At 74.2% G+C, this 24,279-nt stretch carries 24 protein-coding genes; 8 read left to right on the top strand and 16 right to left on the bottom strand.

Features of this window, described 5'->3' with window-relative positions; genetic code table 11:
* Positions 1–67 precede the first annotated feature (67 nt).
* Both E4623_RS11140 and E4623_RS11135 read left to right on the top strand, forming a co-directional pair.
* The gene (locus tag E4623_RS11140; protein WP_134767094.1) at positions 68–580 is read left to right on the top strand and encodes a general stress protein; all 513 of its coding nucleotides are present in this window, start codon (positions 68–70) and stop codon (positions 578–580) included.
* 74 nt (positions 581–654) lie between these two features.
* Positions 655–1,182 (top strand): hypothetical protein, encoded by a 528-nt coding sequence (locus E4623_RS11135; protein ID WP_134766621.1) that lies wholly within the window; start codon positions 655–657, stop codon positions 1,180–1,182.
* Between the two features lie 46 nt (positions 1,183–1,228).
* Here the strand turns inward: E4623_RS11135 and E4623_RS11130 are convergent, their stop codons facing one another.
* The 5 genes from E4623_RS11130 to E4623_RS11110 are packed head-to-tail and all read right to left on the bottom strand — an operon-like array spanning position 1,229 to position 6,345.
* Positions 1,229–1,669, bottom strand: coding sequence for a hypothetical protein (locus tag E4623_RS11130; protein ID WP_134766620.1), 441 nt, complete (start codon positions 1,667–1,669; stop codon positions 1,229–1,231).
* Positions 1,666–2,412: a hypothetical protein gene (locus E4623_RS11125; RefSeq protein ID WP_134766619.1), complete on the bottom strand. Its 747-nt coding sequence runs from the start codon at positions 2,410–2,412 to the stop codon at positions 1,666–1,668. Before E4623_RS11125 ends, E4623_RS11130 begins: the two co-directional genes overlap by 4 nt.
* Before the next feature lie 52 nt (positions 2,413–2,464).
* Positions 2,465–2,653, bottom strand: a complete 189-nt coding sequence (locus tag E4623_RS11120) for a hypothetical protein (RefSeq protein WP_134766618.1) — start codon at positions 2,651–2,653, stop codon at positions 2,465–2,467.
* Complete coding sequence (locus tag E4623_RS11115) at positions 2,653–4,221, bottom strand: long-chain fatty acid--CoA ligase (RefSeq protein ID WP_134766617.1); 1,569 nt, start codon at positions 4,219–4,221, stop codon at positions 2,653–2,655. The genes E4623_RS11120 and E4623_RS11115 overlap by 1 nt, the downstream gene beginning before the upstream one ends.
* Before the next feature lie 9 nt (positions 4,222–4,230).
* Positions 4,231–6,345 (bottom strand): MMPL family transporter, encoded by a 2,115-nt coding sequence (locus E4623_RS11110; RefSeq protein WP_245155028.1) that lies wholly within the window; start codon positions 6,343–6,345, stop codon positions 4,231–4,233.
* Between the two features lie 23 nt (positions 6,346–6,368).
* Between E4623_RS11110 and E4623_RS11105 the strand changes: the two genes are divergently transcribed.
* The gene (locus E4623_RS11105) at positions 6,369–6,875 is read left to right on the top strand and encodes a MarR family transcriptional regulator (protein ID WP_167736578.1); all 507 of its coding nucleotides are present in this window, start codon (positions 6,369–6,371) and stop codon (positions 6,873–6,875) included.
* A gap of 27 nt (positions 6,876–6,902) precedes the next feature.
* Here the strand turns inward: E4623_RS11105 and E4623_RS11100 are convergent, their stop codons facing one another.
* The 3 genes from E4623_RS11100 to E4623_RS11090 all read right to left on the bottom strand — a co-directional run bounded on the left by E4623_RS11100 (position 6,903) and on the right by E4623_RS11090 (position 9,376).
* The gene (locus E4623_RS11100; RefSeq protein ID WP_134766614.1) at positions 6,903–7,925 is read right to left on the bottom strand and encodes an NAD(P)H-binding protein; all 1,023 of its coding nucleotides are present in this window, start codon (positions 7,923–7,925) and stop codon (positions 6,903–6,905) included.
* Positions 7,926–8,044: 119 nt separating this feature from the next.
* Complete coding sequence (locus E4623_RS11095) at positions 8,045–8,461, bottom strand: SRPBCC family protein (RefSeq protein WP_134766613.1); 417 nt, start codon at positions 8,459–8,461, stop codon at positions 8,045–8,047.
* Positions 8,462–8,476: 15 nt separating this feature from the next.
* On the bottom strand, positions 8,477–9,376 hold the full coding sequence (locus E4623_RS11090; protein WP_134766612.1) for a phosphoribosylaminoimidazolesuccinocarboxamide synthase: 900 nt from the start codon (positions 9,374–9,376) through the stop codon (positions 8,477–8,479).
* 84 nt (positions 9,377–9,460) lie between these two features.
* On the opposite strand from E4623_RS11090, the gene E4623_RS11085 reads away from it, so the two are divergent.
* The gene (locus E4623_RS11085) at positions 9,461–10,420 is read left to right on the top strand and encodes a sulfotransferase (protein WP_134766611.1); all 960 of its coding nucleotides are present in this window, start codon (positions 9,461–9,463) and stop codon (positions 10,418–10,420) included.
* A 22-nt stretch (positions 10,421–10,442) separates the two neighbouring features.
* Here E4623_RS11085 and E4623_RS11080 read toward each other — a convergent pair whose 3' ends face one another.
* Together E4623_RS11080 and E4623_RS11075 are read right to left on the bottom strand one after the other, a co-directional pair.
* A complete protein-coding gene (locus E4623_RS11080; protein ID WP_134766610.1) occupies positions 10,443–11,357 on the bottom strand; it encodes a hypothetical protein in 915 nt (304 codons plus the stop codon).
* A 48-nt stretch (positions 11,358–11,405) separates the two neighbouring features.
* Complete coding sequence (locus E4623_RS11075; protein WP_209020632.1) at positions 11,406–11,924, bottom strand: hypothetical protein; 519 nt, start codon at positions 11,922–11,924, stop codon at positions 11,406–11,408.
* Between the two features lie 88 nt (positions 11,925–12,012).
* On the opposite strand from E4623_RS11075, the gene E4623_RS11070 reads away from it, so the two are divergent.
* Positions 12,013–12,633, top strand: a complete 621-nt coding sequence (locus tag E4623_RS11070) for a hypothetical protein (protein ID WP_134766609.1) — start codon at positions 12,013–12,015, stop codon at positions 12,631–12,633.
* 20 nt (positions 12,634–12,653) lie between these two features.
* Here the strand turns inward: E4623_RS11070 and E4623_RS11065 are convergent, their stop codons facing one another.
* Positions 12,654–12,926, bottom strand: coding sequence for an acylphosphatase (locus tag E4623_RS11065; RefSeq protein ID WP_134766608.1), 273 nt, complete (start codon positions 12,924–12,926; stop codon positions 12,654–12,656).
* A gap of 56 nt (positions 12,927–12,982) precedes the next feature.
* Between E4623_RS11065 and E4623_RS11060 the strand changes: the two genes are divergently transcribed.
* Positions 12,983–14,485 (top strand): MFS transporter, encoded by a 1,503-nt coding sequence (locus E4623_RS11060; protein ID WP_245155027.1) that lies wholly within the window; start codon positions 12,983–12,985, stop codon positions 14,483–14,485.
* On the opposite strand, the gene E4623_RS11055 is transcribed toward E4623_RS11060, so the two are convergent.
* From E4623_RS11055 to purD, 4 genes are all read right to left on the bottom strand, one after another.
* The gene (locus E4623_RS11055; RefSeq protein WP_134766607.1) at positions 14,430–15,014 is read right to left on the bottom strand and encodes an antibiotic biosynthesis monooxygenase; all 585 of its coding nucleotides are present in this window, start codon (positions 15,012–15,014) and stop codon (positions 14,430–14,432) included. The two genes, E4623_RS11060 and E4623_RS11055, sit on opposite strands and share 56 nt — an antisense overlap.
* 83 nt (positions 15,015–15,097) lie before the next feature.
* The gene (locus tag E4623_RS22605) at positions 15,098–15,379 is read right to left on the bottom strand and encodes a hypothetical protein (RefSeq protein WP_167736577.1); all 282 of its coding nucleotides are present in this window, start codon (positions 15,377–15,379) and stop codon (positions 15,098–15,100) included.
* A gap of 60 nt (positions 15,380–15,439) precedes the next feature.
* Positions 15,440–16,879, bottom strand: coding sequence for an adenylosuccinate lyase (gene purB, locus E4623_RS11050; RefSeq protein ID WP_134766606.1), 1,440 nt, complete (start codon positions 16,877–16,879; stop codon positions 15,440–15,442).
* Between the two features lie 50 nt (positions 16,880–16,929).
* Positions 16,930–18,165 (bottom strand): phosphoribosylamine--glycine ligase, encoded by a 1,236-nt coding sequence (gene purD, locus E4623_RS11045; RefSeq protein WP_134766605.1) that lies wholly within the window; start codon positions 18,163–18,165, stop codon positions 16,930–16,932.
* A 131-nt stretch (positions 18,166–18,296) separates the two neighbouring features.
* Here purD and E4623_RS11040 point away from each other — a divergent pair, with 131 nt between their 5' ends.
* Together E4623_RS11040 and E4623_RS11035 are read left to right on the top strand one after the other, a co-directional pair.
* Positions 18,297–20,645, top strand: a complete 2,349-nt coding sequence (locus E4623_RS11040) for a serine/threonine-protein kinase (RefSeq protein WP_134766604.1) — start codon at positions 18,297–18,299, stop codon at positions 20,643–20,645.
* Complete coding sequence (locus tag E4623_RS11035) at positions 20,636–22,768, top strand: serine/threonine-protein kinase (RefSeq protein WP_134766603.1); 2,133 nt, start codon at positions 20,636–20,638, stop codon at positions 22,766–22,768. Before E4623_RS11040 ends, E4623_RS11035 begins: the two co-directional genes overlap by 10 nt.
* A gap of 12 nt (positions 22,769–22,780) precedes the next feature.
* Here the strand turns inward: E4623_RS11035 and E4623_RS11030 are convergent, their stop codons facing one another.
* Positions 22,781–24,079 (bottom strand): adenylosuccinate synthase, encoded by a 1,299-nt coding sequence (locus E4623_RS11030; RefSeq protein WP_134766602.1) that lies wholly within the window; start codon positions 24,077–24,079, stop codon positions 22,781–22,783.
* Between the last annotated feature and the right edge of the window lie 200 nt (positions 24,080–24,279).

The raw sequence follows: 24,279 nt of genomic DNA, 5'->3' as shown, positions 1-24,279 counted from the left end.
GCCAGCATGCGACCCCGGTCCAACCCGGCCCGGACTTCAGGGGACGCGGCACAATGGCTCCATGAGCATGTCGACACCCACCGGCCGTGGACGCCCCGGCCCCACCACTCCGCTGCGTCTGGAGTTCCCGCAGTCGCTGGCGGTGTACGACGACTACGCGCAGGCCCAGAAGACCGTCGACTTCCTGTCCGACGAGCACTTCCCGGTCGAGAACTGCATGATCGTGGGCACCGACCTCAAGCGCATCGAGCGGATCACCGGCCGCCTCACCACCGGCCGCGTCGCGCTGGCCGGGGCGGCGTCGGGCGCCTGGTTCGGCCTGTTCATCGGTGTCGTGCTGACCCTGTTCACCGACGAGAGCCCGGTCGCGACGATCCTGTCGACGGTGCTCTTCGGTACGCTCTTCTTCCTGATCTGGTCGCTGCTCGGCTACGCCATGACCCGCGGCCAGCGCGACTTCCAGTCGGTCACCCAGGTCGTCGCCACCCGCTACGAGGTGCTCGTCGAGCACAAGGTCGCCGGCCAGGCGCGCGAGCTCCTCGCCGGGCTGCCCGGGGCGCTGCCCGACCCGTTCGCCTGAGCCCGTCCGCCTGGGCCCGTCCGACCGAGCGCGGCGGGCCCGCGGTGTCGGCGCGGCGGCGTAGCCTGCCGCCCATGACCCGCACCCGTCTCGGAATCGTCGTGGCCGGCGTCCTCGCCGTCGGCGCCCTCGTCACCCCGGCGTCCCACGCCGACACCGGCTCGGTGGGCGAGCCGCCCGAGGCCAGCGTCCCGGCCCGCCTCGACCTGCTGTCCCTCTCCGTCGACAACCGACAGCGCCGGCTGGCGGTCGACCTCCGGCTGGACGCCTTCGCGCCGCGGCGGACGTCGGCGTACGCGATCGTGGCGCCCGCCGCCGGCCGGCGGGGGCCGACCTTCGTCGTCGGCTGGAGCCAGCTGCGCGGCGAGCCCGAGATCGAGCGCGGGCCGGTCTTCGTGCGGATCGACGGCGACGGCCTGGCCCCGGTCGACTGCCCGGGAGCGCGGGTCCGGACCAGCCGCGCGGGTGCCGCCGTCCGGATCTCGGTCCCCCAGCGCTGCCTCGGCGCGACCGCCGGGACCGTACGCGTCGACGCGCTCACCGAGGAGAGCGGCGGCGGCGACGCCGACGAGCTCGGCCCGGTCCGGGTGCGTCGAGGCTGAGTCCGCGCCGTGCTGCGCCACCCGTCCTGCTGAGGCCCGCACCTCGTCAAGCCGGGGGCGTCGACCCCGGCGTCCGCACCGTGGCGAAGCCGAGCGCGACGCAGCCGAGCAGGCACGCCACGACGACGAGGATCGCGCCGGGACCGAACGTCCACGCCGACACCGATCCGACCAGCACGACGAGGACGACGGCACCGGCGGTGGACGCCAGCCACAGCAGCACCCGGGCGACCATCGCCCCGACGCCACGCAGCGGGGCGATCCCGAGCAGCACCAGGGCGCAGAGCGGCAGCGGCAGCAGGACGAGGCCGAGGGCCGGAGGGAGGTCGAGGACGCCGGTGCGGAGCAGCTCGGCGCCGTCCAGGGGCGACGTCCCGGCGGCCACGCCGTGACGGAACCACGGCACCCACATCGCCGCCACCCAGGCGCCGGCGGCGAGCGCCCAGAGCACGACGCCGACCACCTCGTGCGAGCGCCGGCCGTTCACGGGCTCGTCCCGAGCAGGTCGTCGCCACTGGACTCGAGGCTGACGTACCAGCGGCCGTCGCGGCGCACCGTGGTGAGGAACGGCTCGACGACCGGGGAGCCGTCGGCGCGCCAGCCCTCGGCCAGCGGCATCGAGTACGTCGCGGCCTCGAGCCCCGCGCCGGAGCCCGCCGGGAGCCGGCCGGGGTCGAGGACGACGTCGATCGCACCGTCGACGACGACCACCCGGACGGGTCCGGACCCGATCGAGTCGGCGTCCAGCTCCAGGTCGGCCAGCGTGAGCTCGACGGCGGCGAGCGTGGCGAGGGACCGCCGGTCGACGCCGTCGCCGAGCTGGGCCTCCGCGGCGAGCAGCACCGCCGTCACCTCGTCGGGGACCTCCTCCCCGACGCGGAGCAGCCGGCTGCTCAGCCGCTCGTAGGCGCTACGGGCACGACCGGGGTCCGCGGTCTCCTCCGGGTCGACCACGGCGAGGACGGCCGCCGGGTCGATGTCGACGATCCCCTGGAGCAGCTGGGCGACGGCGTCCTCGGGCGAGTCGGCACCGGTCTCGTCGACCGACACCAGCGGCACCACGAGCGACAGCGCGAGCAGCCCGGCGACCACCCAGCACCCGACCTTCAGGGCCGTGCGCGCGGGCCCGTCCCAGAGGGGGCCGGCGGGCCGCGGCGTCCGACGCCGGCGCTCGCGGGGCACCGCGGCCGGCTCGGCGTAGTCGACCTCCTGGCCGTGCGGTGCCGTCATGCGGTGACTCTACGAGGGCCGCACCAGCACCCGGGGGCGTTCGCGTGCCGGGCTAGCGACGGGGCCGCAGCAGCACGAAGCCCAGCGCGACGCCGAAGCCGGCGACGAGCGGGCCGATCGTCGCCCAGGTGCGACCGCTGGTGAACCCGCCGTCGACGTACCCCAGGCCCTGGAGCGTCCAGAGCACGCCGACGGCCACGAGGATGCCGGCCAGCAGCAGGCCCACGCCACGCGCGGCCACTACGACAGCTCGCGCTTGAGGATCTTCCCGGTCGCCGTCATCGGCAGGGCGTCGACGAACTCCACGACGCGCGGGTACTTGTAGGCGGCCATCTGCTCCTTGCCCCAGGCGACGAGCTCGTCCTCGGTGACGGTGGCGTCCTTGGCGCGGATGACGACGGCCTTGATCTCCTCGCCGTGGCTCTCGTGCGGGACGCCGATGACGGCGGCGAGGGAGACGTCGGGGTGGGTGAGGAGCACCTCCTCGATCTCGCGGGGGTACACGTTGAAGCCACCGCGGATGATCATGTCCTTGGACCGGTCGACGATGTAGTACCAGCCGTCGTCGTCCTTGCGGCCGAGGTCGCCCGAGCGGAACCAGCCGTCCTGGATGGCCTCCTCGGTGGCGTCGGGGCGGCCGTGGTAGCCCTTCATGATGTTGTGGCCCTTGATCGCGATCTCGCCGACCCCGCCCGAGGGGCCTCCGGGGTCGATCTCCTCCCAGCTCTCGGGCGCGAGCAGCTTCATCTCGACGCCGGGGATCGGCGTGCCGATCGAGCCGACCCGCACCGGCTCGCCGAGCCGGCTGAACGACGCGACCGGGCTGGTCTCCGAGAGCCCGTAGCCCTCGAGGATGGTCACGCCGAACCGCTTCTCGAAGTCCTTGTGCACCTCGACCGGCAGCGCCGAACCACCCGCGGCGGCGATCCGCAGGTTCGCCGCGATGGCGCTGACGTCGACGCCGTCCTCGAGCGCGCCGAGCAGGCCCCAGTACATCGTCGGGACGCCGGCGAAGAAGGTCACCTCGTGCTCGAGCATCAGGTCGAGCGCCGGCCGGGCCTCGAAGCGCGGCAGCATGACGACGGTCCCGCCGAAGGCGAAGGCGCCGTTCTGGATGACGGTCTGGCCGAAGGAGTGGAAGAGCGGCAGGACGCAGAGGTAGGTGTCGGGCGTGGCCGGGTCGGCCCCGAAGAGGTCGGCGCCGGCGAGCGCGTTGTCGCGCATGTTGCGGTGTCGGAGCTCGGCGCCCTTGGGCTGGCCGGTGGTGCCGGAGGTGTAGAGGATGACCGCGGTGTCGTCCTCGTCGGTGGCGACCGAGGCGAACGTCGGCGGCTGGCCGGCCATCGCGCGGCCCATCGTCTCGGTCCCCTCGATCGGGCTCTCAGCGGCCGGGTCGGCGGTGATGACGAGGAAGTGCTCGCACGACTCGGTGGCCTGGAAGCCGGTGTGCCCCTCCTGGCCGATCGGCAGCTCGGGGGTGCCCTGGAAGCAGAGGTAGGCCTTCGCCCCGGAGTCGGCCAGGTGGTAGGCCACCTCGCGTCCCTTGAGCAGCACGTTGAGCGGGACGACGGTCCCCCCGGCCTTGAGGATCCCGAAGTAGGCGATCGTGAAGTACGGCAGGTTGGGGCAGCTGAGCGCCACCTTGTCGCCGCGCACGATGCCCCGGGAGGCCAGCAGGCCGGCGACCTGGTTGGCCGCGCCGTCCACCTGCGCGTAGGTCAGCCGGGTGGCCCCGAGGACGATCGCGTCGCGGTCGGGGTGGGCTGCGGCGCTGTCCTCGAGGAGGGTGGCCAGGTTGTAGTCCGTCACGCGGACAACCTACTCAGGCGTAGGTGAGGCCGCCACGCTCTCGCGGTGCCGACCCGGGTGGTCCTCGGACCGGCGCGACAGGTGGCCGGGCCACCAGAACCGTCGACCCAGCAGCGCCACCAGCGCCGGCACCAGGACGCTGCGCACCAGCAGGGTGTCGAGCAGCACGCCGAAGCCGACGATGACGCCGATCTGGGTCAGCACGATCAGTGGCAGCACCCCGAGCACGGTGAAGACCGCGGCGAGCAGGATGCCGGCGCTGGTGATGACGCCGCCGGTGACGGCGAGCGCCACCGAGATCGCGGTGGTCGTGTCGTGCTCCTCGGCCTCCTCCTTGGCCCGCGTGGTGAGGAAGATGTTGTAGTCGACACCGAGCGCCACGAGGAAGAGGAAGCTCAGCAGCGGCACGCTCAGGTCGAGGGCCGGGAAGCCGAACCACTGGGTGAACGCCACCCAGCTGGCACCGAGGCTGGCGGCGTAGGTCGCCATCACCGTCAGCACGAGCACGACCGCGGCCACCACCGAGCGCAGCAGGACGAGCAGCACCAGCAGCACCACGACCAGGATCAGCGGCACGATCAGCCGCTGGTCGCGATCGGCCGCGTCGGCGGCGTCGAGCGCCTCGGCGTCGGGGCCACCGACCATCGCGGCGCCGTCGACCCCGGTGGCGGCCTCCCGGACCCGCTCGACGACGTCGAAGGCGTCCTCGGAGGCCGGCTCCGCGGTGAGGACGGCCGACAGCACGGCACGACCGTCCGCCTCGCCGGCCTCGTCGACCCGCTGGACGCCGTCGACGTCGCCGATCGCGGCGGCGACGGCGTCCCGCTCCGCAGCGGGGACGATGACGACGGTCGGCTGCGACGAGCCCGCCGGGAAGTGCTCGGCCAGGACCTCCTGCCCGGTCACCGCCTCCGGGGTGGCGCGGAACTGCTCGGTCTCGGACAGCCCGACCTTGAGCCCGAGCACCGGCAGCGCCAGGACGACGAGCACCAGCACGCCGGCCACGCTCACCAGCACCGGTCGCCGCGTCACGGAGGCGCCGACCTTGGCCCACACCCCGGTGCGGGACGGGTCGTCCTGGCCCACCTTCGGGACGAAGGGCCAGAACAGGCGACGGCCGAAGCAGGTCATCGCGGCCGGCAGCACCACCAGCGCGTAGACCACCGCGGTGACGATGCCGATCGCGCCGCCGAAGCCGATGTTGCGGCTGGTCGGGTTGTCGGCCAGGCCCAGGCACAGCAGCGCCAGCACGACGGTGCCGGAGCTGGCCAGGATCGCCGGGGCGGCGCGTTCGAGGGCGCGGCGCATGGCGGCGTACCGGTCGTCCTCGCGGCGCAGCTCCTCGCGGTAGCGCGCGATCAGCAGCAGGGCGTAGTTGGTGCCGGCGCCGAACACCAGCACGGAGGTGATGCCGACCGAGGCACCGTCGGTGGTGAAGCCGAAGAGCTTGGTGCCGATCGCGACGAGCTGGACGGCGACCTGGTCGGCCACCCCGACCACGCTCAGCGGCACCAGCCACAGCCACGGGCTGCGGTAGGTGACGAGCAGGAGGATCGCGACGACGGAGGCGGTCACGGCGAGCAGTCGCACGTCGGCGCCGTCGAAGACCTTCGAGAGGTCGACGACGAACGCCGGCCCGCCGGTCACCTGGGCCTCCAGCCCGTCGGGCAGACCCTCGGACGCCGCGGCCCGCAGGTCCTCGATCGGGCCGGCGAGGTCGTCCTCGGGGGTGTCGGTCGCGAAGGGGACGCCGATGAACGCGGCGGCGCCGTCCTCGGCGAGGACCGGGAACGCCTGCTGGCCCTCGGCCGCGAACTGCTGCAGCGACCCGACCTTCTCCTCGACGGCCCGGCGGTCGGCCGCGGTGAGCTGCTCGCCGCCGCGGTCGAGGACGACGATCGCCGGGGTGTACTCGGCGGTGCCGAGCTCCTCCTGCAGGCGCGCGACTTGGGCCGACTCGGCGTCGGTCGGGAGGTTGGCGGTGGAGTTGTCGGACTCCTCCGCCTGGATCCCGGCACCCAGCAGGACACCCGAGAAGAGGATCGCCACCACGACCACGACCCAGCTGAGCCGGCGTCCGACCAGGTGCGGGGGCCGGTACTTCCACGACCTAAATAGTTCCACGTTCGAAAGAGTAAGGTATGCGCGTGCCTCCCGCCACATCCTCCCGACGTCCAGATCCCGGCCGCTCCGACGCGGCCCGCCGCGTGACCCGGGCCCTGCGCCGCTACGCGACGGAGTCCGACCTGTACGTCGCCGCGGCCGGCCGGGAGAGCGCGATGCACCGCACCGACCTCAACGGCCTGGCGCTGGTGATGGACTTCGGCCTCCAGGGCGAGCCGGCCACCCCGGGGCGGCTCAGTGCCGCGATGCACCTCAGCGCGCCCGCGACGTCCGCCATGCTCGACCGGCTCGAGCGCCAGGGCCACGTCACCCGCAGCCCGCACCCCGACGACCGTCGTTCCGTCGTCGTCGACGTCACCGACCACGCCCTCGACGTCGGCGGCCGGATGTTCGCCCGGCTCGCCGCCCACCTCGCACCCGTCCTCGACGGGCGCACCGACGAGGAGCTGGCCCTCATCGCGGCCTTCCTCGAGGAGGTCGGCGAGGCCACCAACGCCGCCCGCCGCGACGTCGCGGCCGCCGGCGACTGACGGGGCCGCTCCGCTCGCGCGGGTGACTCAGGCGGGGTCGGTGCCGGCGGCAGCCTGGACGTCGCCGGCCTGCGACGTGCCCGGCTCGCGCCGGTCGGCGCGGGAGCGCTCGAGCGCCTCGGTGAGCCCGGTGAAGGCGTAGCCCGGCTCGAGCAGGTCGCGGCGGACGGCGTCCTCGCCGCAGACCATGTCGTGCGACAGGCTCTCGACGAGCGAGGTCACGGTGGGACGGTCCATGCCGCTGATCAGGGCGCAGGCGCGGCCGACCACCCAGCGCGGGACGAACGGCACGGAGAACCGTGCCCGCCGGAGCCCGGCCACCGCGGCGTACCGCTCGAGGAGCTCGGGATAGGTGACGACCTCGTCGCCGCCGATGTCGTAGTGCCGGTTGCGCGGCTCGCCCAGCAGCGCGCGGTCGACGAGGTGGACGACGTCCTCGACGGCGACCGGCTGGATCTTGCGGCACATCCACGACGGCACGGGGGTGAGCAGCGGCACCCGCTCGCTGAGCCGGCGCAGCAGCTCGTACGACGTCGACCCGGAGCCGACGACCATCGCGGCGCGCAGCACGGTCGCGGGCACGGGGGCGTCGAGGAAGACCTGCTCGACCTCGAGCCGCGAGCTGAGGTGGTCGGACAGGTCGCCGTCGGGCACGAGCCCGGAGAGGTAGACGATCCGCTCGACGCCGGCCTCGTCGCAGGCCGCGGCCATCCGCTCGGCGGCGGCCCGGTCCTTGGCGACGAAGTCGTCGGACTCCATCGAGTGCACGAGGTAGACCACCGCGTCGACGTCGCGCACGGCGGCGCGGACGACGTCGTCGTCCTCGACGTCGAAGATCCGCGGCTCGACCCGGTCGCCCCACGGGTAGTCGTCGAGCGACGACTCGTCGCGGGTCGCCGCGAGCACGGTGTGGCCGGCGTCGAGGAGCTCGGGCACCAGCCGCGAGCCGACGTAGCCGGTGGACCCGGTGACGAGCACCCGCAGCGCGGTCGACTCGGTCGGGACCGGACGGTCGGAGCGGGGGTCGCCCTGGACGGGCACGGTGGACATGCCCCGACGCTAGGCCCGGGGTCGCCCGGCCGACTCACCCCACGGGGCCCGTGCGCGAGGTCACAGGGACCCGCCCCGGCCGGCCGTCAGGGCCCGGCGGGAGGGCGGTCAGCGGGTGGTCAGCGGGCGGCGAGGATCCTCGCGGCCCGCTTCAGGTCGGAGCGGACGGCGGCCGGGGCGACCCGGCCGAGCGCCAGCGCGAGGGGGCGGGCCGGCCCGGTGGCCTGCAGGTGCATGGTCACGCCGACGTCGCAGCCCTCGCCCGCCGGCACGAAGGTGAGGGTGAGGGTCGCGTGGAACCGGCGCCAGGTGCCGCGCTCGGACCAGCGGTGCGGGCGGTCGGCGTCGGTGAGCTCCATCCGTGGGTTCACCCGGGCGACGGTGAGGTCGGTCCAGCTCTGCCCGGCGACGCCGTCGGGACCCACGACGTCGGCGACACCGCGCAGGCTCGACTGCCACGCGGCGCGGTTGGCGGGGTCGACGAGGTAGTCGTAGGCGTCCTCGCAGGACACCGCGAAGCGGACCGGGGCGGTCATCGGCGGCTCACCCGGCTACCAGCGCTCGCCGGTGAGCAGCTCGTAGGCCTCGACGTAGCGCGACCGGGTGCGCTCGACCACCTCGGGCGGCAGCGGCGGGGGCGGCTCGCCGGTGGCGCGGTCCCAGCCGGACTCCGGCGAGAGCGCCCAGTTGCGCACGACCTGCTTGTCGTAGGACGGCTGCGCGCGCCCGGGCTCCCACGCCTCGGCCGGCCAGAAGCGGGACGAGTCGGGGGTCAGCACCTCGTCTCCGAGGACGACGCGCCCCGCTGCGTCGGTGCCGAACTCGAGCTTGGTGTCGGCCAGCACGATGCCCCGCTCCCGGGCGAGCGCGTCGGCACGGCCGTAGACGGCGAGGGTGAGGTCGCGCAGCGTGGCGGCGGCGTCGGCCCCGACGCTCGCCTCGACGGCGGCGTACGAGACGTTCTCGTCGTGGTCGCCGAGCTCGGCCTTGGTGGCCGGCGTGAAGATCGGCTCGGGCAGCCGGCTGCCGTCGACGAGACCGGCGGGGAGCGCGATGCCGCACACCTCGTGGTCGGGCGCGGTGGCGGCGTAGTCGAGCAGGCCGGAGCCGGTGAGGTAGCCGCGGACGACGCACTCGACGGGGTACATCTCGAGCTTCTGGACCACGACGGCGCGACCCGCCACGGCGTCCGGGACGTCGGTCGAGACGACGTGGTTCGGCACCAGGTCGCGCAGCTGGTCGAACCACCACAGCGACATCCGGGTGAGGATCTCGCCCTTGTCGGGGATCACCGAGTCGAGCACGAAGTCGAAGATCGAGATCCGGTCGCTGGCGACCATGAGCAGGAGCCCGGCGTGCGGGCCGCCCTCGATCTCGTAGAGGTCGCGCACCTTGCCGGAGTGGAGGTGCCGCGCGCCTTCGACGACCGGCGCGTCGGGGATGTTGAGCACGACGGGAGTCTAGGGGTGCCGTCCCACCCCGACGTGTGCCGAGACCCCCATTGTCATCTGAGCCACGTGACATACCCTTGTTTCATGCTGCGGTCGCCCCGTCCCGACTTCCTGATCATCGGCGCCCCGAAGGCGGGGACGACGGCGCTGCACGCCGCCCTCGCCCAGCATCCCGACGTCTTCGTGAGCAACCCCAAGGAGCCCAAGTACTGGCTCTGCGACGACGCACCCCCGCCGCACTGGACCGGCCCCGGCGACCGGCACTCCCAGCAGGAGTGGATCTGGCGCGCCGACCGGTACGCCGACCTGTTCCGCGGCGCGCGCGACGACCAGGTGCGGGGCGAGAGCACGCCGTTCTACCTCTGGAGCCGCAGCGCCCACCGGCGGATCGGCGAGGCGCTCCCCGACGTCCGGCTGATCGCGGTGGTGCGCGACCCGGTCGACCGGGCCTACAGCAACTGGATGCACCTTTGGTCCGACGGCCTCGAGCGCGAGCGTGACTTCGTCAAGGCCTTCGCCGCCCAGGACCAGCGGGTGGCCGAGGGCTACGCGCCCTTCTGGCGCTACCGCGAGCTCGGCCTGTACGGCGACCAGCTCGCCCACCTCCACCAGCACGTCGACCCCCGGCAGGTGCTGGTGATGCGCTACCGCGACATCGTCGACGAGCCGGCCGCCGCCGTCGACCGCGCCTGCCGGCACCTGGGCATCCGGGAGGGCCTCGTCGACACGATCCCGCGCGACAACGCCCGCGCCTTCGCCCGACCCGGCTGGCGCACCCGCTCCTTCGGGCCGCTCGTGCGGGCCGGCGCCGCCGCGGGCCAGTTCGTGCCGCCGCAGGTCTGGCGCTCCGCCAGCAAGCCGGTCGTCGCCCGGCTCAGCGACGGCACCGCCCGGCGTCCACGCCTCTCGGCCGAGCAGCGCGCCGCGTTGGTCGACGTCTTCACCGACGACATCCACCTGCTGTCCCGGCTCACCGGCGAGGACTTCTCCGACTGGCTCTCCCCGGTCTCCCGCGGCTCCTTCGACGAGCGCGCCCGCCGCTGACCCGTCACCTATGGGTGACGGGTCAGCGCAGGACGGTGACGAGGTCGTGGGCGCCGTCGGGGCGGGCCGCCTCGACGTAGTAGCGGACGCCGCCGCCGGGCAGCGGGACGGCGCTCGCGTAGCGCCACGCACCGTCGGAGTGCGGGGAGGCGACGGTGCCGACGGCGTCGTCGGGCACCAGCCGCTCGCCGTCCCAGACGGCGACGCCGGTGGTCTCGTGCCAGTTCGACGCGGCGTCGGCGCGCCCGTCGTAGAGCACCCGCAGCGGCGCGCCGGCCGCGGACGGCAGCACCGTGCTCACCCGCGCGCCCCGGGCGTCCCAGGCGCCGGGACGGCCGGCGAGCACCTCGCCCTGGTCGGTCCAGACGAGACCGTCGGTGCTGGTGAGGTGACGCGTCGTCATCCGGTCCTCGTGGCCAGGGTCGGTGAGCGGGTGGCAGCACAGCCACATGTCCCAGCCGTCGAGCCGCGACGGCCCCGACAGCCCGTGGGTGACGACGGGGTCCTTGACCGCGACGGTGTCGTCGCCGGGCAGCACCACCCGGCGCTCGCCGTGCGGCAGGTCGGCGGGGGTGGCGGCGGTCAGGCTGTCGACCCACCAGTGCTTCGAGTCGTACGTCGCGCAGGAGAGGTAGAGACGCCAGCCGACGCCGGGCACGGGCACCAGGACCGGCCGCTCGAACGACTCGCACCCGAACGCCTCGCGGTGCACCTCCGCGACCGGCTCGAAGCGCAGCCCGTCGTCGGAGCGGGCGACGACGACGCTCACCCCGCGCCCCTCCGTCAGCGGACGGCGCACCCGCCAGGTCAGCCAGAACACGCCGTCGACGAGGACGGCGCTGGCCGCACCCGCCCAGTTGCCCGGCCCCGATCCGGGGGCCGGGACGACCACGGTCGCGCCGTCGTGGGTCGGGAGGTCGAGCGTGTCGAGGGTCATGCCCCCCACGATAGTCGACTCGATCAGTGGAGAATCAGTCGGCGCGGATCAGCAGCCGCACGAGTAGAACGTGACGTCCCAGTGGTTGCCCTCGTCGGCGTACACGTTGCCCGACCCGGCCTCGTAGAGCGCAGCGCCGTCACCGCGCACGCCGGTGTAGGTGTAGGTGGCGTGGATCCAGCTCGTCAGGCACGTCGTGCGGGAGAAGTCGAGCTTGTAGCCGGCCTCGTGGCTGTAGGTGCCGCCGGCGTGCCCGACCTCGGTGCCTCCCGTGACCGTGAGGGCGCAGCCGCTGGCGCTCCTGAGCGTCCTCGCGCCGTCGATCGTGGCCTGCCGGATCCCCGAGTACGACGTGCAGGTCGGGTTGCCCTGCGTCGTGCAGCCACCGGACGACGAGGCGTGGATGCCGGCCGCCTGGAGCTGTGCCTGCGCGTCGGCCTGCGTCACCGCGGACGCCGGGCCGGCCGTCGCGAGCACACCCCCGAGGCCGAGCACGACCGTTGCCGCGGCCGCTGCGGCGCGACGGGTGAGGGGACGGCGGACGGGGGCTGCCGGGAGACGGGTCATGTCCCCCACCGTGGCAGCGGCCGCGGGCGCCGTCATCAGGGATGACCCTCGCGGCCGGCCGCCCGGAGCGCAGTGGCAGGCTTGCGGCATGCCGGAGTCAGCAGAAGAGGTCTACGCCCGGGTCGTCGCCGCTGTCGGTGCCGACGGCCACCTCCCGATGCCGCCGCTCGGCGCCTGGGACATCTTCCCGTGGACGACGGTCGACGGCGCGATCGTGCCGCGCACCCTCGCCGCCCCGGCCGACGAGCCCCCGCGGTGGGGCGAGTCCGACGAGAAGCCGTGCGGCGCGTGTGCGGTCGGCTTCGATCCCGAGCGCGTCGTCTGGGAGGACGAGGTCTGGGTGCTGACCCACCACGGCGCCCCGAGCGGGATGCCCCTGGTGCTCACCCTGCACACCCGCGAGCACCTCGACATGGGCAACCTCGACGACGACCAGGCCTCACAGCTGGGCCGCATCACCAACCGCCTGGTGCGGATCATCGAGAACCTCCCCGAGATCGGCCGCGTGCACGTGAACCGCTGGGGCGACGGCGGCTCGCACTTCCACCAGTGGTTCTTCGCCCGCACCGCCCGGCTCACGAACGTCCTCGGTTCGACGGCCAACGAGTGGGACGAGATCCTCCCGCCCGGCCCCGAGGACGTCTGGCGCGCGGACCTCCACACCGTCGCGACCAAGCTCGCCAACTGGGGCGGCGACGCCCGCGCCTGACGCGCGTCCCTCCGCCCGGCTCAGCCGGTCACCTCGAACGACGTCGCCCCGGTGACCTCCGCCTCCGCCACGTCGACGTGCGCGACCCGCGCCGACGGCGGGCCGGTGCGGCACCAGGCGACCATCGCCCCGACGGCCTCGTCGGCGCCCTCCACGTGGGCGGCGACGGCACCGTCGGGCTCGTTGCGCACCCACCCGGTGACGCCGAGCCGGGCGGCCTCGGCCGCGGCGCTGTAGCGGAAGGCCACGCCCTGGACGCGGCCGGTCACGGTGAGGTCGACGGCTCGGCTCATGGGCACCACCCTGCCGAGCGCTCCCGGTCGCTGTCCACGTGCGCGAGGGTGGTCGGGTGCCCGCCGACCACCACGAGCCCGAGCCCGCCGACCGCGAGCCCGCCCACGCACCCTCCGGCCACGCACCCGCCGGCCACGAGCCCGACGACGCCTACCACCCGGACCCGCGCCGCTGGCGGATCCTCGGCGTCTCCCTGGTGGTCGGCTTCATGTCGCTGCTCGACGTCACCATCGTCAACGTCGCCATCCCCTCGATGCAGGAGGGCCTCGCGACGTCGGCGGCCACCATCCAGTGGGTGGTGTCGGGCTACGCGCTCGCGTTCGGACTGACCCTCGTCGCCGGTGGCCGGCTCGGCGACGCCTACGGCCGCCGCCGGCTGATGGTGATCGGGCTGATCGCCTTCGTGGTGTCGAGCGCCGCGGGCGGCATCGCCCCGAACGCCGAGCTCGTGGTCGCGGCCCGGTTGCTCCAGGGCGCCTCGGCCGGGCTGCTCACGCCGCAGAACTCCGGGCTCATCCAGGTGCTCTTCCGCGGCGCCGAGCGCGGCCGGGCCTTCGGCGTCTTCGGGCTCACCGTGTCGTTGGCGTCGGCGACCGGCCCCGTCCTGGGCGGCGCGATCATCGCGCTGGCCGGCGAGGACGACGGCTGGCGCTGGCTGTTCCTGGTCAACGTGCCGATCGGCCTGGTGGCGCTGGTCGGCATCCTCCGCCTGGTGCCGGGCCGGGACGCCGAGGGCGGCGCGACCGACCGGGAGCGGATCGACGTCGTCGGCGCCGTGCTCCTCGGCGCCGCCGTCCTGTGCCTGCTCTACCCGATCGTCAGCCTGGAGGGCGGCGCGCGCCTCCCCCTGCTGCTGCTCGTGCTCGTCCCCGTGCTGCTGGTCGCCTTCGTGCAGTGGGAGCACCGGCTGCGCCGGCTCGAGCGCGCGCCCCTCCTCGACGTCGCGCTGCTCCGCCGCACCCCGGGGTACGCCGGCGGGCTCACCGTCGGGACGCTCTACTTCACGGGCTTCACCGGTGTCCTGCTCGTGCTCTCGGTCTTTCTGCAGGACGACCGCGACTTCTCCCCGCTGCACGCCGGGCTGCTGCTGACGCCGTTCGCCCTCGGCTCCGCCGTCTCGTCCCTGCTGGCCGGCCGCGTCGTGACCCGCGTCGGCCGGCGCCTCACCGTCGACGCCCTCGTCGTGATGGGCACCGGCGTCCTGCTGGTGGCGCTGCTGGTGCCCGGCCGCGCCGACGGCGACCTGTGGTGGGCGCTGCTCCCCGCGCTCCTGGTCGCCGGGCTCGGCGGTGGCGCCGTGGTCTCGCCCAACCTGACCCTGACCCTCGCCGACGTCCCGCCGCGGATGGGCGGGGCGGCCGGCGGCGCCGTCCAGACCGGTCAGCGGCTGGGCTCGGCCCTGGGCGCGGCGCTGCTGATGACGGTGTTCCAGATCAGCGGGCTGCGCGCCGCGCTGCTCACCGCGGTCGGCGTCCTGTCGCTCGCGCTCGTCGCGGCGGTGGTCACCCGCGCCACGGCGGCGGCTCCCCCTGGAGCCACCACTGCAGACGACGGGTGATCCAGGGCAGCGCGAGGTAGGTCATGATCGGCGTCATCGCCAGCACCGTCGCGAGCACCCGCAGGGGCAGGACGACGTCGGCGAGGTACTCCCGCGAGAGCCAGTTGGCCACCACGCTGAGCGGGAAGAACACCAGGAAGATCACGCTCGCCTGCTTCCAGCGCGGCGGCGGCGCGGGCGCGGTCGCCGGCTCGCCGGACTCGAGCACCGTCGAGGACGGGACGTCGAACCAGCCCTCGATGCCGGTCCGCTTCTCGACCCGCGACTCGACGACACCGAGCCCGCCGGCCGCCGAGCGCCACCACTGCCGCTGCGGGGAGTGCTCCCACTGGTCGAGCGACTGCTGGTCGGCGAAGCGGTAGAGCATGTGCCAGCTCTCCGAGGCGGCCTCCGGACGCACCCACCCCGCCCCCAGGAAGCCGGGGAACTTCTCGGCGAGGTTGATGCCGGCGTTGAGCCAGCTCATCATCTCGGCCTCGTGACCGGCCGGGAGCTGGCGGGTGATCGCGACGGTGACCGGTGCGTCCATGTCCCCATGGTCGCGCGCCCCCCGGCGTACCGGGCAGCGGACGCCGGGGAGCCGTCGGTCACACCCGCCGCTCCGAGGCGACCTCAGCAGCCGATGCCCTCGCGCCACTCGGGCGGCACCGTGCCCTGCGCGACCTCGCGCGCGACCTGCCACAGCACCTGGACGTACCCGCCCTCGTCGCGCATCTCGAGCAGGACCGGCCACTGCCGTGCGGTCGCGAGGACCCGGACCGCCTCGTCGCGCGCGGCGGCGTCGCCGTCGACGTAGGCCGTGATCCAGGCGCAGGCGTAGCCGCCGGCGACGTCGGCGCCGATGCCGTAGCGCTCGAGCTCGGTGGTGGTGGGCGTCTCGGCCCCCGCCGGCATCGACGCGCCGGAGGCGGTCTCGATGCCGGCCAGCCCGTTGCCGCCCGTTGCCGCCGACTCCTACAAGATCGCGCCGGGTGCGTACGCCGCCGCCGCCGGGAGCCGCTCGGCGACCTGGGCCACCCGGCGCACGACGCCCTGGGTCTGCTGCACGGCGGCGCCGGTGAACGTGATCGGGTCGGCGACCAGGCTGTCGAGCTGGGCGGCCGTGAGCCCGAGGCGCGGGTCGGCGGCGAGCTTGGCGAAGACGTCGTTCTCGGCCTGGCCCTGGCGCACCGCCAGCGCGGTGCCGACCGCCGCCTCCTTGATCGCCTCGTGGGCGGCCTCGCGGCCGACGCCGTTGCGGACCGCGGCCATCAGGACCTTGGTGGTCGCGAGGTAGGGCAGGTAGCGGTCGAGCTCGCGCTGGATGACCGCGGGGAAGGCGCCGAACTCGTCGAGCACGGTGAGGAAGGTCTGGAAGAGGCCGTCGGCGGCGAAGAACGCGTCCGGGAGCGCGACCCGGCGGACCACCGAGCACGACACGTCGCCCTCGTTCCACTGGTCACCGGCGAGCTCGCCGACCATCGAGAGGTAGCCGCGGGTGACGACGGCGAGGCCGTTGACCCGCTCGCAGGAGCGGGTGTTCATCTTGTGCGGCATCGCCGAGGAGCCGACCTGACCCTCCTTGAAGCCCTCGGTGACGATCTCGTTGCCGGCCATCAGCCGGATCGTGGTGGCGAGGTTGGACGGTCCGGCGACGAGCTGGACGACGGCCGACAGGACGTCGAAGTCGAGGCTGCGGGGGTAGACCTGTCCGACGCTGGTGAGCACCCGCTCGAAGCCGAGGTGCCGCGCCACGCGCTGCTCGAGCTCGTCGAACCGGGACGCGTCGCCGTCGAGGAGGTCGAGCATGTCCTGGGCGGTGCCCATCGGACCCTTGATGCCGCGCAGCGGGTAGCGGGCGAGCAGCTCCTCGACCCGCTCGAGCCCGGTCAGCATCTCGTCGGCGACGCTCGCGAACCGCTTGCCGAGCGTCGTGGCCTGCGCGGCGACGTTGTGGCTGCGGCCGGCCATCACGGTGGTCTCGTGCTCCGTGGCCAGGCGGGCGAGCCGGGCCAGGGCGGCGACGGTGCGGTCGCGCAGCAGCTCGAGGGACTGCCTGACCTGCAGCTGCTCGACGTTCTCGGTGAGGTCGCGCGAGGTCATGCCCTTGTGGATGTGCTCGTGGCCGGCCAGCGCGCTGAACTCCTCGATGCGCGCCTTCACGTCGTGGCGGGTGACCCGCTCCCGCGCGGCGATCGAGGCCAGGTCGACGCCGTCCTCGCCGCGGGCGACGACCGCCTCATAGGCCTCGACGACGCCGTCGGGCACCTCGATCCCGAGGTCGCGCTGGGCCTGGAGGACGGCGACCCACAGCTGCCGCTCGAGCACGATCTTGTGCTCGGGCGACCAGATCTGCACGAGGTCGGCGCCGGCGTAGCGGGTGGCCAGGACGTTCGGGACTGTCACGGCCCCCATTCTCGCCCGAGCGCGGTCGTCCGCGGAACCGGGGCCGGTGGGCGGCGCGATCAGACGTCGGCGGCGATGTCGGTGCGGTGCTGGGCGCCGTCGAAGCGGACGGCGGCGACCCCGTCGTACGCCGTGGCGCGGGCCTCCGCGACGGAGGCGCCGGTCGCGACGACGGCGAGCACACGACCGCCCGCGGTGACCAGGGCCGGACCGGCCAGCGCGGTGCCGGCCTGGATGACGTGGACCCGGTCGAGCGACTCCGCGACGTCGATGCCGACGATGACGTCGCCCCTCGAGGCCGACTCGGGGTAGCCGGCCGAGGCCATCACGACGCCGACGGCGGCGCCGGCCCTCCACACGGGCGGGGGGACGTCGGCGAGCGTGCCGGTGGCCGCGCCGAGGAGCAGCGGCAGCAGGGGCGAGTCGAGGAGGGCGAGCAGCGGCTGGGTCTCGGGGTCGCCGAAACGGGCGTTGAACTCCACGACCCGGGTGCCGCGGGAGGTCAGCGCCAGCCCGGCGTACAGGAGACCGGCGAAGGGCGCGCCGCGGCGGGCCATCTCGTCGACGGTCGGCTGCAGGACGTCGCGCAGCACCTCGGCGACCAGCCCGTCCGGCGCCCACGGCAGCGGCGTGTAGGCGCCCATCCCGCCGGTGTTGGGGCCGGCGTCGCCGTCGCCGATCCGCTTGAAGTCCTGGGCCGGCAGCAGCGGGTAGACGGTGCGACCGTCGGTGATCGCGAACAGTGACACCTCGGGACCGTCGAGGTACTCCTCGATCACCACGCGGTCGCAGGCCGCGGCGTGGGCCACCGCCTCGTCGCGGTCGGAGGTGACGACGACGCCCTTGCCGGCCGCGAGCCCGTCGTCCTTCACGACGTACGGCGCCCCGAACTCGTCCAGGGCCGCGGCCGCCTCGGCGGCGGTGGTGCACACCCGAGCGGCGGCGGTCGGGACGCCGGCCGCGGCCATCACGTCCTTCGCGAACGCCTTCGAACCCTCGAGCCGGGCAGCGGCGCCGCTCGGCCCGAAGACCGGGATCCCGCGCGCGGCGACCGCGTCGGCCACCCCGGCGACGAGCGGCGCCTCGGGTCCGACGACGACGAGGTCGACACCGAGGACGTCGGCCAGCGCGGCGACCGCCTCCCCGTCGAGCGGGTCGACGTCGTGCAGGGTGGCGACCTCGGCGATGCCCGGGTTGCCCGGGGCCGCGTGGACCTCGGTCACGTCGGGGTCGAGGGAGAGCGAGCGGGCCAGCGCGTGCTCGCGGCCACCGGTACCGATCACGAGGGTCTTCACGGTCGACGATCCTAGGGGTGGACGCCGGCGGCCAGGTCGAGCCCGCCCGCCCGGGCCGGGGCGGGCGGGCGTCGGACACCGAGCCGCCGCGGCTAGGGTTCAGCGACGTCGGATGAGGGAAGGACGCGCCCGTGCCCACGCTCCCTGTTGTCGGCGACCTGTTCGGTCGCTACCGCATCGACGGCGTCATCGGCCGGGGTGGGATGGGGGTCGTCTTCGAGGCGACCGACAGCTCGCTCGACCGCCGCGTCGCCCTCAAGGTCGTCTCGGCCGACCTCGGCGGCTCGGCGGAGTTCCTGCGCCGCTTCGAGCGCGAGGCCGCGGTCCTGGCGCGCCTCGACTCGCCCCACGTCATCGCGATCTTCGACTACGGCACCCACGACGACGTCCCCTACATCGCCACCCAGTACGTCGGCGGCGGTGACCTCGGCGCCTACCTGTCGCAGCACGGCCCGCTGACGCCGGCGGCCGCGCTCCGGCTGTGCGCCCAGGTGGCCGACGCCCTCGACGACGCGCACCGCGTCGGCGTGGTGCACCGCGACGTCAAGCCCACCAACGTGCTGCTGCGCGGCGCCCGCGCGGCGAGCCCGGGCGACCTGCACGTCTACCTGTGCGACTTCGGGATCGCCCGCACGGCCTCCGACGGGCTCACCGCGCCCGGCGCGGTCGCCGGCACCTGGAGCTACCTGTCCCCCGAGAGCGGTCGCGGCGCCCCGGGGACGCCGTCCTCCGACCTCTACGCGCTGGGGTGCCTGCTCTGGGCCACCCTGACCGGCCTGCCGCCGTACCGCGGCACCGACATCGAGATCGCCATCGCGCACCAGCGCGCCCCCGTGCGCCGCCTGCCGGGCGGCACGCCCGTGCTCGACGCGCTGAACGACGTCCTGGCCCGCAGCATGGCCAAGGACCCCGCCGACCGCTTCCCCGACGCCGACCGGATGCGCACCGCGCTCCTCGCGGTCGCCGGCCTGCCGGGCGCCGACGCGCCGCTGCCGCCGCTGCCCGCCGAGCCGACGCCGACCGGTCCGACGGGATCGCGCCCGCCGTCGACCCCGCGCCCGTCGGGTCCGCCGCGCACCCCACCCCCCGGCGCCCCGCCCGGCAGCGTCCCGCCCGGCAGCGTCCCGCCCGGCACCCCGCCGCCGGCCTACCAGTCCCTGTCGTTCCCGTCGTCGCCGCAGGAGGCCGCCCTGGCCGCCGCCCTGCCCGGCACCCCGCCCGGCACCCCGCCCGGCGCGCACACCCGGCACGCCCAGCCCGGCGGCCGGCGCACGAGCCGCCGCCGGACCGCTGCCGCGCTGGCCGTCGCCGGGGTCGTGGCCGTCGCCGGGATCGGCTACGTCGGTCTCCGTGCGGCCCAGGACGACGACCCGGCGGGCGGCGGCGGGTCCGGAGGCGGCGAGGCTCCGGTGGAGACCGCCGAGCGCCCGATCACCGGTGACCTCGACGGCGACGGGTTCGGCGACCTGAGCGCGACGTACTCGTTCGGCGACCCGACCCAGGCGAGCCTGATCAGCTGGCGCTCCGACGGCGCGGCGTTCTCGGTGGCCAGCGACGAGGAGGTGACCCCCGCGGGCACCAGCTGGCCCCGGGTCTCGCGAATCATCGGTCACGTCGACGACGACGACATCACCGACACCGTCCTGTTCACCCGGGAGAGCGAGACGTCGGCCGCGATCCTCACCGCCTCGCCCAGCGGCGGCGGCGACGACATCGAGGTCGAGGTGCCGGACAGCGCCACCGCCATCACCCGCGGCTACGCGCTCGCCGACACCGACGGCGACGGGATCGACGACCTCTACATCCTCGAGCTCGACGAGGAGGCGGAGTCGGTCGAGATCCTGGAGAGCCGGTTCGACGGCACCAGCCTGGCCACCCCTGTCTCCATCACCACCGTCGCCGACCGGGTCCTCACCACCCGGTTCCGGCTCGGCGACGTCGACGGCGACCGGCGCGCCGACCTCCTGATGGCCGCCACCACCGACTTCGACGACACCGCGGCCGCCTGGGCGGCCACGGTGTCGGTCCGGCTCGGCGACGGCGAGGGCGGCTTCGCGGAGGCCGCGACGCTCCCCGACCAGTGGGAGAGCGCCGAGGTCTTCCTCCGGGGCGCCGACGTCGACGGCGACGGGGACGACGAGGTCGTGGTGGTCGCCGACGACCTCGGCAACCTCGTCGTCAGCACCTACGACTTCACCGCCGACGGCGCCCTGGAGGTGGTCCCGATGGCCGGCGGCTTCGGCTACCCCCTCCTGACACCCGTGCCGCCGGAGATCGCCGTGGTCGACGTCGACGGCGACGGCGCCGACGACCTGGTGCTGCTCCACGGCACCCGGCCCGGCGGGCCGGGGCGCGTCGTCGTCGCGCAGTCGCGGGAGGACGGCTACGTCACCGCGACGTGGTACCGGTGGAAGACGGCCTTCCCCGACGAGGAACGCGACTCCGGGCTCCGCCCGGTAGAGGAGTCACGATGGTACTGAGCCCCGGCTCCCCCCAGCTCGGCCCCGGCGCGTCCTTCGGGCCCTACCGCATCGACGGCGTCATCGGCGTCGGCGGCATGGGAGTGGTCTACCTCGCCACCGACGGCCGGCTCGGTCGGCGCGTGGCGCTCAAGACCGTGCTCGGCCACCTCACCGACTCCCCGGCCTTCGTGGAGCGGTTCCAGCGCGAGGCCGCCGCGCTCGCGCGGCTGGAGTCACCGCACGTCATCCAGATCTTCGACCACGGTGTCGAGGACGACGTGCCGTTCATCGCGACCCAGTACGCCGCCGGCGGCGACCTCGGCCACCTCCTGCGCACCCACGGCCCGATGCCGCCGCAGCTGGCCGCGGAGCTCTGCTCCCAGGTCGCGGACGCGATGGCCGACGCCCACCGGGTCGGGGTCATCCACCGTGACGTGAAGCCGGCCAACGTGCTGCTGCGCGACGACCGGCTCGACCGCGTGCACGTCTACCTGTGCGACTTCGGCGTCGCCCTGACCGACACCGACACCGGTGGTTTCACCGAGCCCGGTGGGGTGAGCGGCACGTGGAACTACCTGGCCCCGGAGCGGATCAGCGGCGGCCCGGGATCGGCCGCCAGCGACCTGTACGCCGTCGGGTGCCTCCTGTGGGAGACCCTGACCGGCCGGCCGCCGTACGGCGGGTCGGACGTCGAGGTCGCGATGGGCCACCAGGGCGAGCCGGTCCCGCAGCTGCCGGGCGACGACGAGTTCAGCCGGCACGCGAACCGGGTCCTGGCCCGGAGCCTCGCCAAGGACCCGACCGAGCGCTACCCGTCGGCCTCGGCGCTGCGCGACGACCTGCGCTCGCTCGCCGGGCTCACCCCGTCCGGGTCCGCCCTCGAACCGGTGCTGACGTCGACCGGCGACGGCGCCGGCTGGCAGCCCACACCGCAGACCGCCGTCTCGGCGCAGCGCGCCGGGGCGAGCACCCCGCGGCGCTCCCGCCGGGCCGTCTGGGGCGCGGCCGCCGCCGTCGCCGTGCTCGCGTGCGGCACCGGCGCCGTGCTGGCGGTCACCACCGGCGGCGGGGACGACGCGCCGCCCACGTCCACCGGCACCCCCACGGGCACGCCCACGGAGTCGACGTCACCGGCACCGCTGCCCGACACCCCCGAACCGGTCACCGGCGACCTCGACGGCGACGGGTTCGGCGACGTGGGACTCGTGGAGGCCGCCGAGCCGCTGCGCGTCTACGAGTCCGACGGTCAGCGGCTCACCGGTCCCGTCCGCGTCAGGAAGCGCTACGAGAACGTCGCCCTGTCCGGCGACATCGATCGCGACGGCCGCCTCGACATCGTCAGGATCGGCGGTGAGCCACCGAACCTCGCCGCCGTCGTCGCCGGGCTCGCGGTCCGCTCGCCGGTCCCGGTCCCGGCCGACGACGCCTTCGTGAGCTCCGTGCTCGACATCTCGTTCAACCTCGCCGACGTCGACGGCAACGGCTACCCCGACCTGGTGACGTCCACCCAGGTCGCCGAGACCGAGCGGCAGGTCGACGTCGCCCTCGGCGACGGCACCGGCGCCTTCGCCGCGCCCACCACCTGGTTCAGCGGGACGCTGACGGACCGTCAGCTGGTGCCGCTGGACGCCGACGACGACGGCGTCGACGACCTGGTCAGCGTCGACCGGACCGCCGGCACCCTCACGCTGCTGCGCTCCGACGGCGGCGCGGCGTTCACCGTGGAGGGCGAGCCCACCGTCACCGGGATTCCCAACTTCGGCATCCAGGCGGTGATGTCCGGCGACGTCGACGGCGACGGCAACGACGAGCTGGTCGCGGTCGCGGACCCCGGGGGGCTGGAGATCGGGGTCCTCGAGTGGGACGGGACCGCTTTCAAGGCCAGCTCGTGGTTCCGCGAACGGGCCTGGCCGCGCTTCAGCCTGCCCAGCTTCGCGCTGTCCGACGTCGACAACGACGGCGACGACGACCTGGTCCGGGTCGGCGACGACCGCGTGTCGCCCCAGTTCGAGGAGGCGATCAACGTCTTCCTCAGCGACGGCACGTCGGCCTTCACCCACGAGCCCGCCTGGCGCGTGGCGAAGATCCCGGTCTCGTCCCCGAAGCTCCTGGGCCCCGAGGCCAACAACGGGTTCATCTGATCCCGGGAGGACTCAGACCAGCTCGTGCCGCACGATCGTGGCCGCGCGCGACGGGCCGACGCCGACCACCGAGATGCGGGCACCCGACATCGCCTCGACCGCCTCCACGTAAGCCCGGGCGTTGGCCGGCAGCTCCTCGAAGGTGCGGCACTCGGAGATGTCCTCCCACCAGCCGGGGAGGTACTCGTAGATCGGGACGGCGTGGTGGAAGTCGGACTGGTTGACCGGCATCTCGTCGTGGCGGACGCCGCCGACGTCGTAGGCGACGCAGACCGGCACCTGGTCGAAGCCGGTGAGCACGTCGAGCTTGGTGAGGACGAAGTCGGTGACGCCGTTGACCCGGGCGGCGTAGCGGGCGATGACGGCGTCGTACCAGCCGCAGCGGCGGGCGCGACCGGTCGTCACGCCGAACTCGGCGCCGACCTTGGACAGGTGCGCGCCGTGGTCGTCGAACAGCTCGGTCGGGAACGGGCCCTCGCCGACGCGCGTGGTGTAGGCCTTGACGATCCCGACGACCTGGTCGAGGCGCATCGGCGGGATGCCGGACCCGGTGCAGGCGCCGGCCGCCGTGCACGACGAGGAGGTGACGAACGGGTAGGTGCCGTGGTCGACGTCGAGCAGGGTGGCCTGGCCGGCCTCGAGCAGCACGATGTCGCCGTCGTCGAGGCGCTGGTTGAGGAAGAGGCCCGTGTCGCAGACCATCGGGGCCAGCCGCTCGACGTAGGCGAGCAGCTCCTCGACGATCTCGTCGACGGCGGGGGCTCGACGGTTGTAGATCTTGGTGAGCACCTGGCCCTTGAGGTCGAGGGCGCCCTCGACCTTCTTGCGCAGGATCGACTCGTCGAAGAGGTCCTGGACCCGGATGCCGATCCGGTTCATCTTGTCGGCGTACGTCGGGCCGATGCCGCGTCCGGTGGTGCCGAGGCGGCGGGAGCCGAGGAACCGCTCGGTGACCTTGTCGACGGCCTTGTTGTAGCTCGGGATGACGTGCGCGTTGGCGCTAATCTTGAGCTTGCTGACGTCGACGCCGCGGGCGCTCAGCGCGTCGAGCTCCTGGAAGAGGACCTCCACGTCGACGACGACGCCGTTGCCGATCACCGGGGTGCAGTTCGGCGAGAGGATGCCGCTGGGCAGCAGGTGCAGGGCGTACTTCTCGCTCGTGCCGTCGGGCATGTCGATGACGACGGTGTGACCGGCGTTGTTGCCGCCGTTGAACTTCACCACGTGGTCGACGCGGCTCCCGAGCAGGTCGGTGGCCTTGCCCTTGCCCTCGTCGCCCCACTGAGCGCCGATGATCGCGATGGCCGGCATGGAGTGCCCCCTCTGTTCGACGGTCGCGTTCGACGTCGGTCGGAAAAACGAAAGGTCCCGGCACAAGTGCACCGGGGCCTCTTGCGGCGTCACGATACCTTGGATCGTCGGCAGGGCGCTCCTGAGCCGACCCGGTGGTCCTGCCCGATCGGCCACCGGCGTGGGCGGCGACGGCGCCCTGGGGCGGCAGAGCACAATGG

This window comes from Nocardioides sp. 1609 (assembly GCF_004522105.1).
Classification (GTDB): Bacteria; Actinomycetota; Actinomycetes; order Propionibacteriales; family Nocardioidaceae; genus Nocardioides.
The sequence above is the reverse complement of the archived record's forward strand: the minus strand, read 5'-3'. Positions and strand labels throughout refer to the sequence as shown.

Excerpts from the sequence above, each read along its gene's own strand:
- E4623_RS11140 (WP_134767094.1), top strand. The coding sequence starts at position 68 with ATGTCGACACCCACCGGCCGTGGACGCCCCGGCCCCACCACTCCGCTG.
- E4623_RS11135 (WP_134766621.1), top strand. The coding sequence starts at position 655 with ATGACCCGCACCCGTCTCGGAATCGTCGTGGCCGGCGTCCTCGCCGTC.
- E4623_RS11125 (WP_134766619.1), bottom strand. The coding sequence starts at position 2,412 with ATGACGGCACCGCACGGCCAGGAGGTCGACTACGCCGAGCCGGCCGCG.
- E4623_RS11100 (WP_134766614.1), bottom strand. The coding sequence starts at position 7,925 with ATGTCCACCGTGCCCGTCCAGGGCGACCCCCGCTCCGACCGTCCGGTC.
- E4623_RS11095 (WP_134766613.1), bottom strand. The coding sequence starts at position 8,461 with ATGACCGCCCCGGTCCGCTTCGCGGTGTCCTGCGAGGACGCCTACGAC.
- E4623_RS11085 (WP_134766611.1), top strand. The coding sequence starts at position 9,461 with ATGCTGCGGTCGCCCCGTCCCGACTTCCTGATCATCGGCGCCCCGAAG.
- E4623_RS11080 (WP_134766610.1), bottom strand. The coding sequence starts at position 11,357 with ATGACCCTCGACACGCTCGACCTCCCGACCCACGACGGCGCGACCGTG.
- E4623_RS11075 (WP_209020632.1), bottom strand. The coding sequence starts at position 11,924 with ATGACCCGTCTCCCGGCAGCCCCCGTCCGCCGTCCCCTCACCCGTCGC.
- E4623_RS11070 (WP_134766609.1), top strand. The coding sequence starts at position 12,013 with ATGCCGGAGTCAGCAGAAGAGGTCTACGCCCGGGTCGTCGCCGCTGTC.
- E4623_RS11065 (WP_134766608.1), bottom strand. The coding sequence starts at position 12,926 with ATGAGCCGAGCCGTCGACCTCACCGTGACCGGCCGCGTCCAGGGCGTG.
- E4623_RS11055 (WP_134766607.1), bottom strand. The coding sequence starts at position 15,014 with ATGGACGCACCGGTCACCGTCGCGATCACCCGCCAGCTCCCGGCCGGT.
- E4623_RS22605 (WP_167736577.1), bottom strand. The coding sequence starts at position 15,379 with ATGCCGGCGGGGGCCGAGACGCCCACCACCACCGAGCTCGAGCGCTAC.
- purB (WP_134766606.1), bottom strand. The coding sequence starts at position 16,879 with ATGGGGGCCGTGACAGTCCCGAACGTCCTGGCCACCCGCTACGCCGGC.
- E4623_RS11035 (WP_134766603.1), top strand. The coding sequence starts at position 20,636 with ATGGTACTGAGCCCCGGCTCCCCCCAGCTCGGCCCCGGCGCGTCCTTC.
- E4623_RS11030 (WP_134766602.1), bottom strand. The coding sequence starts at position 24,079 with ATGCCGGCCATCGCGATCATCGGCGCTCAGTGGGGCGACGAGGGCAAG.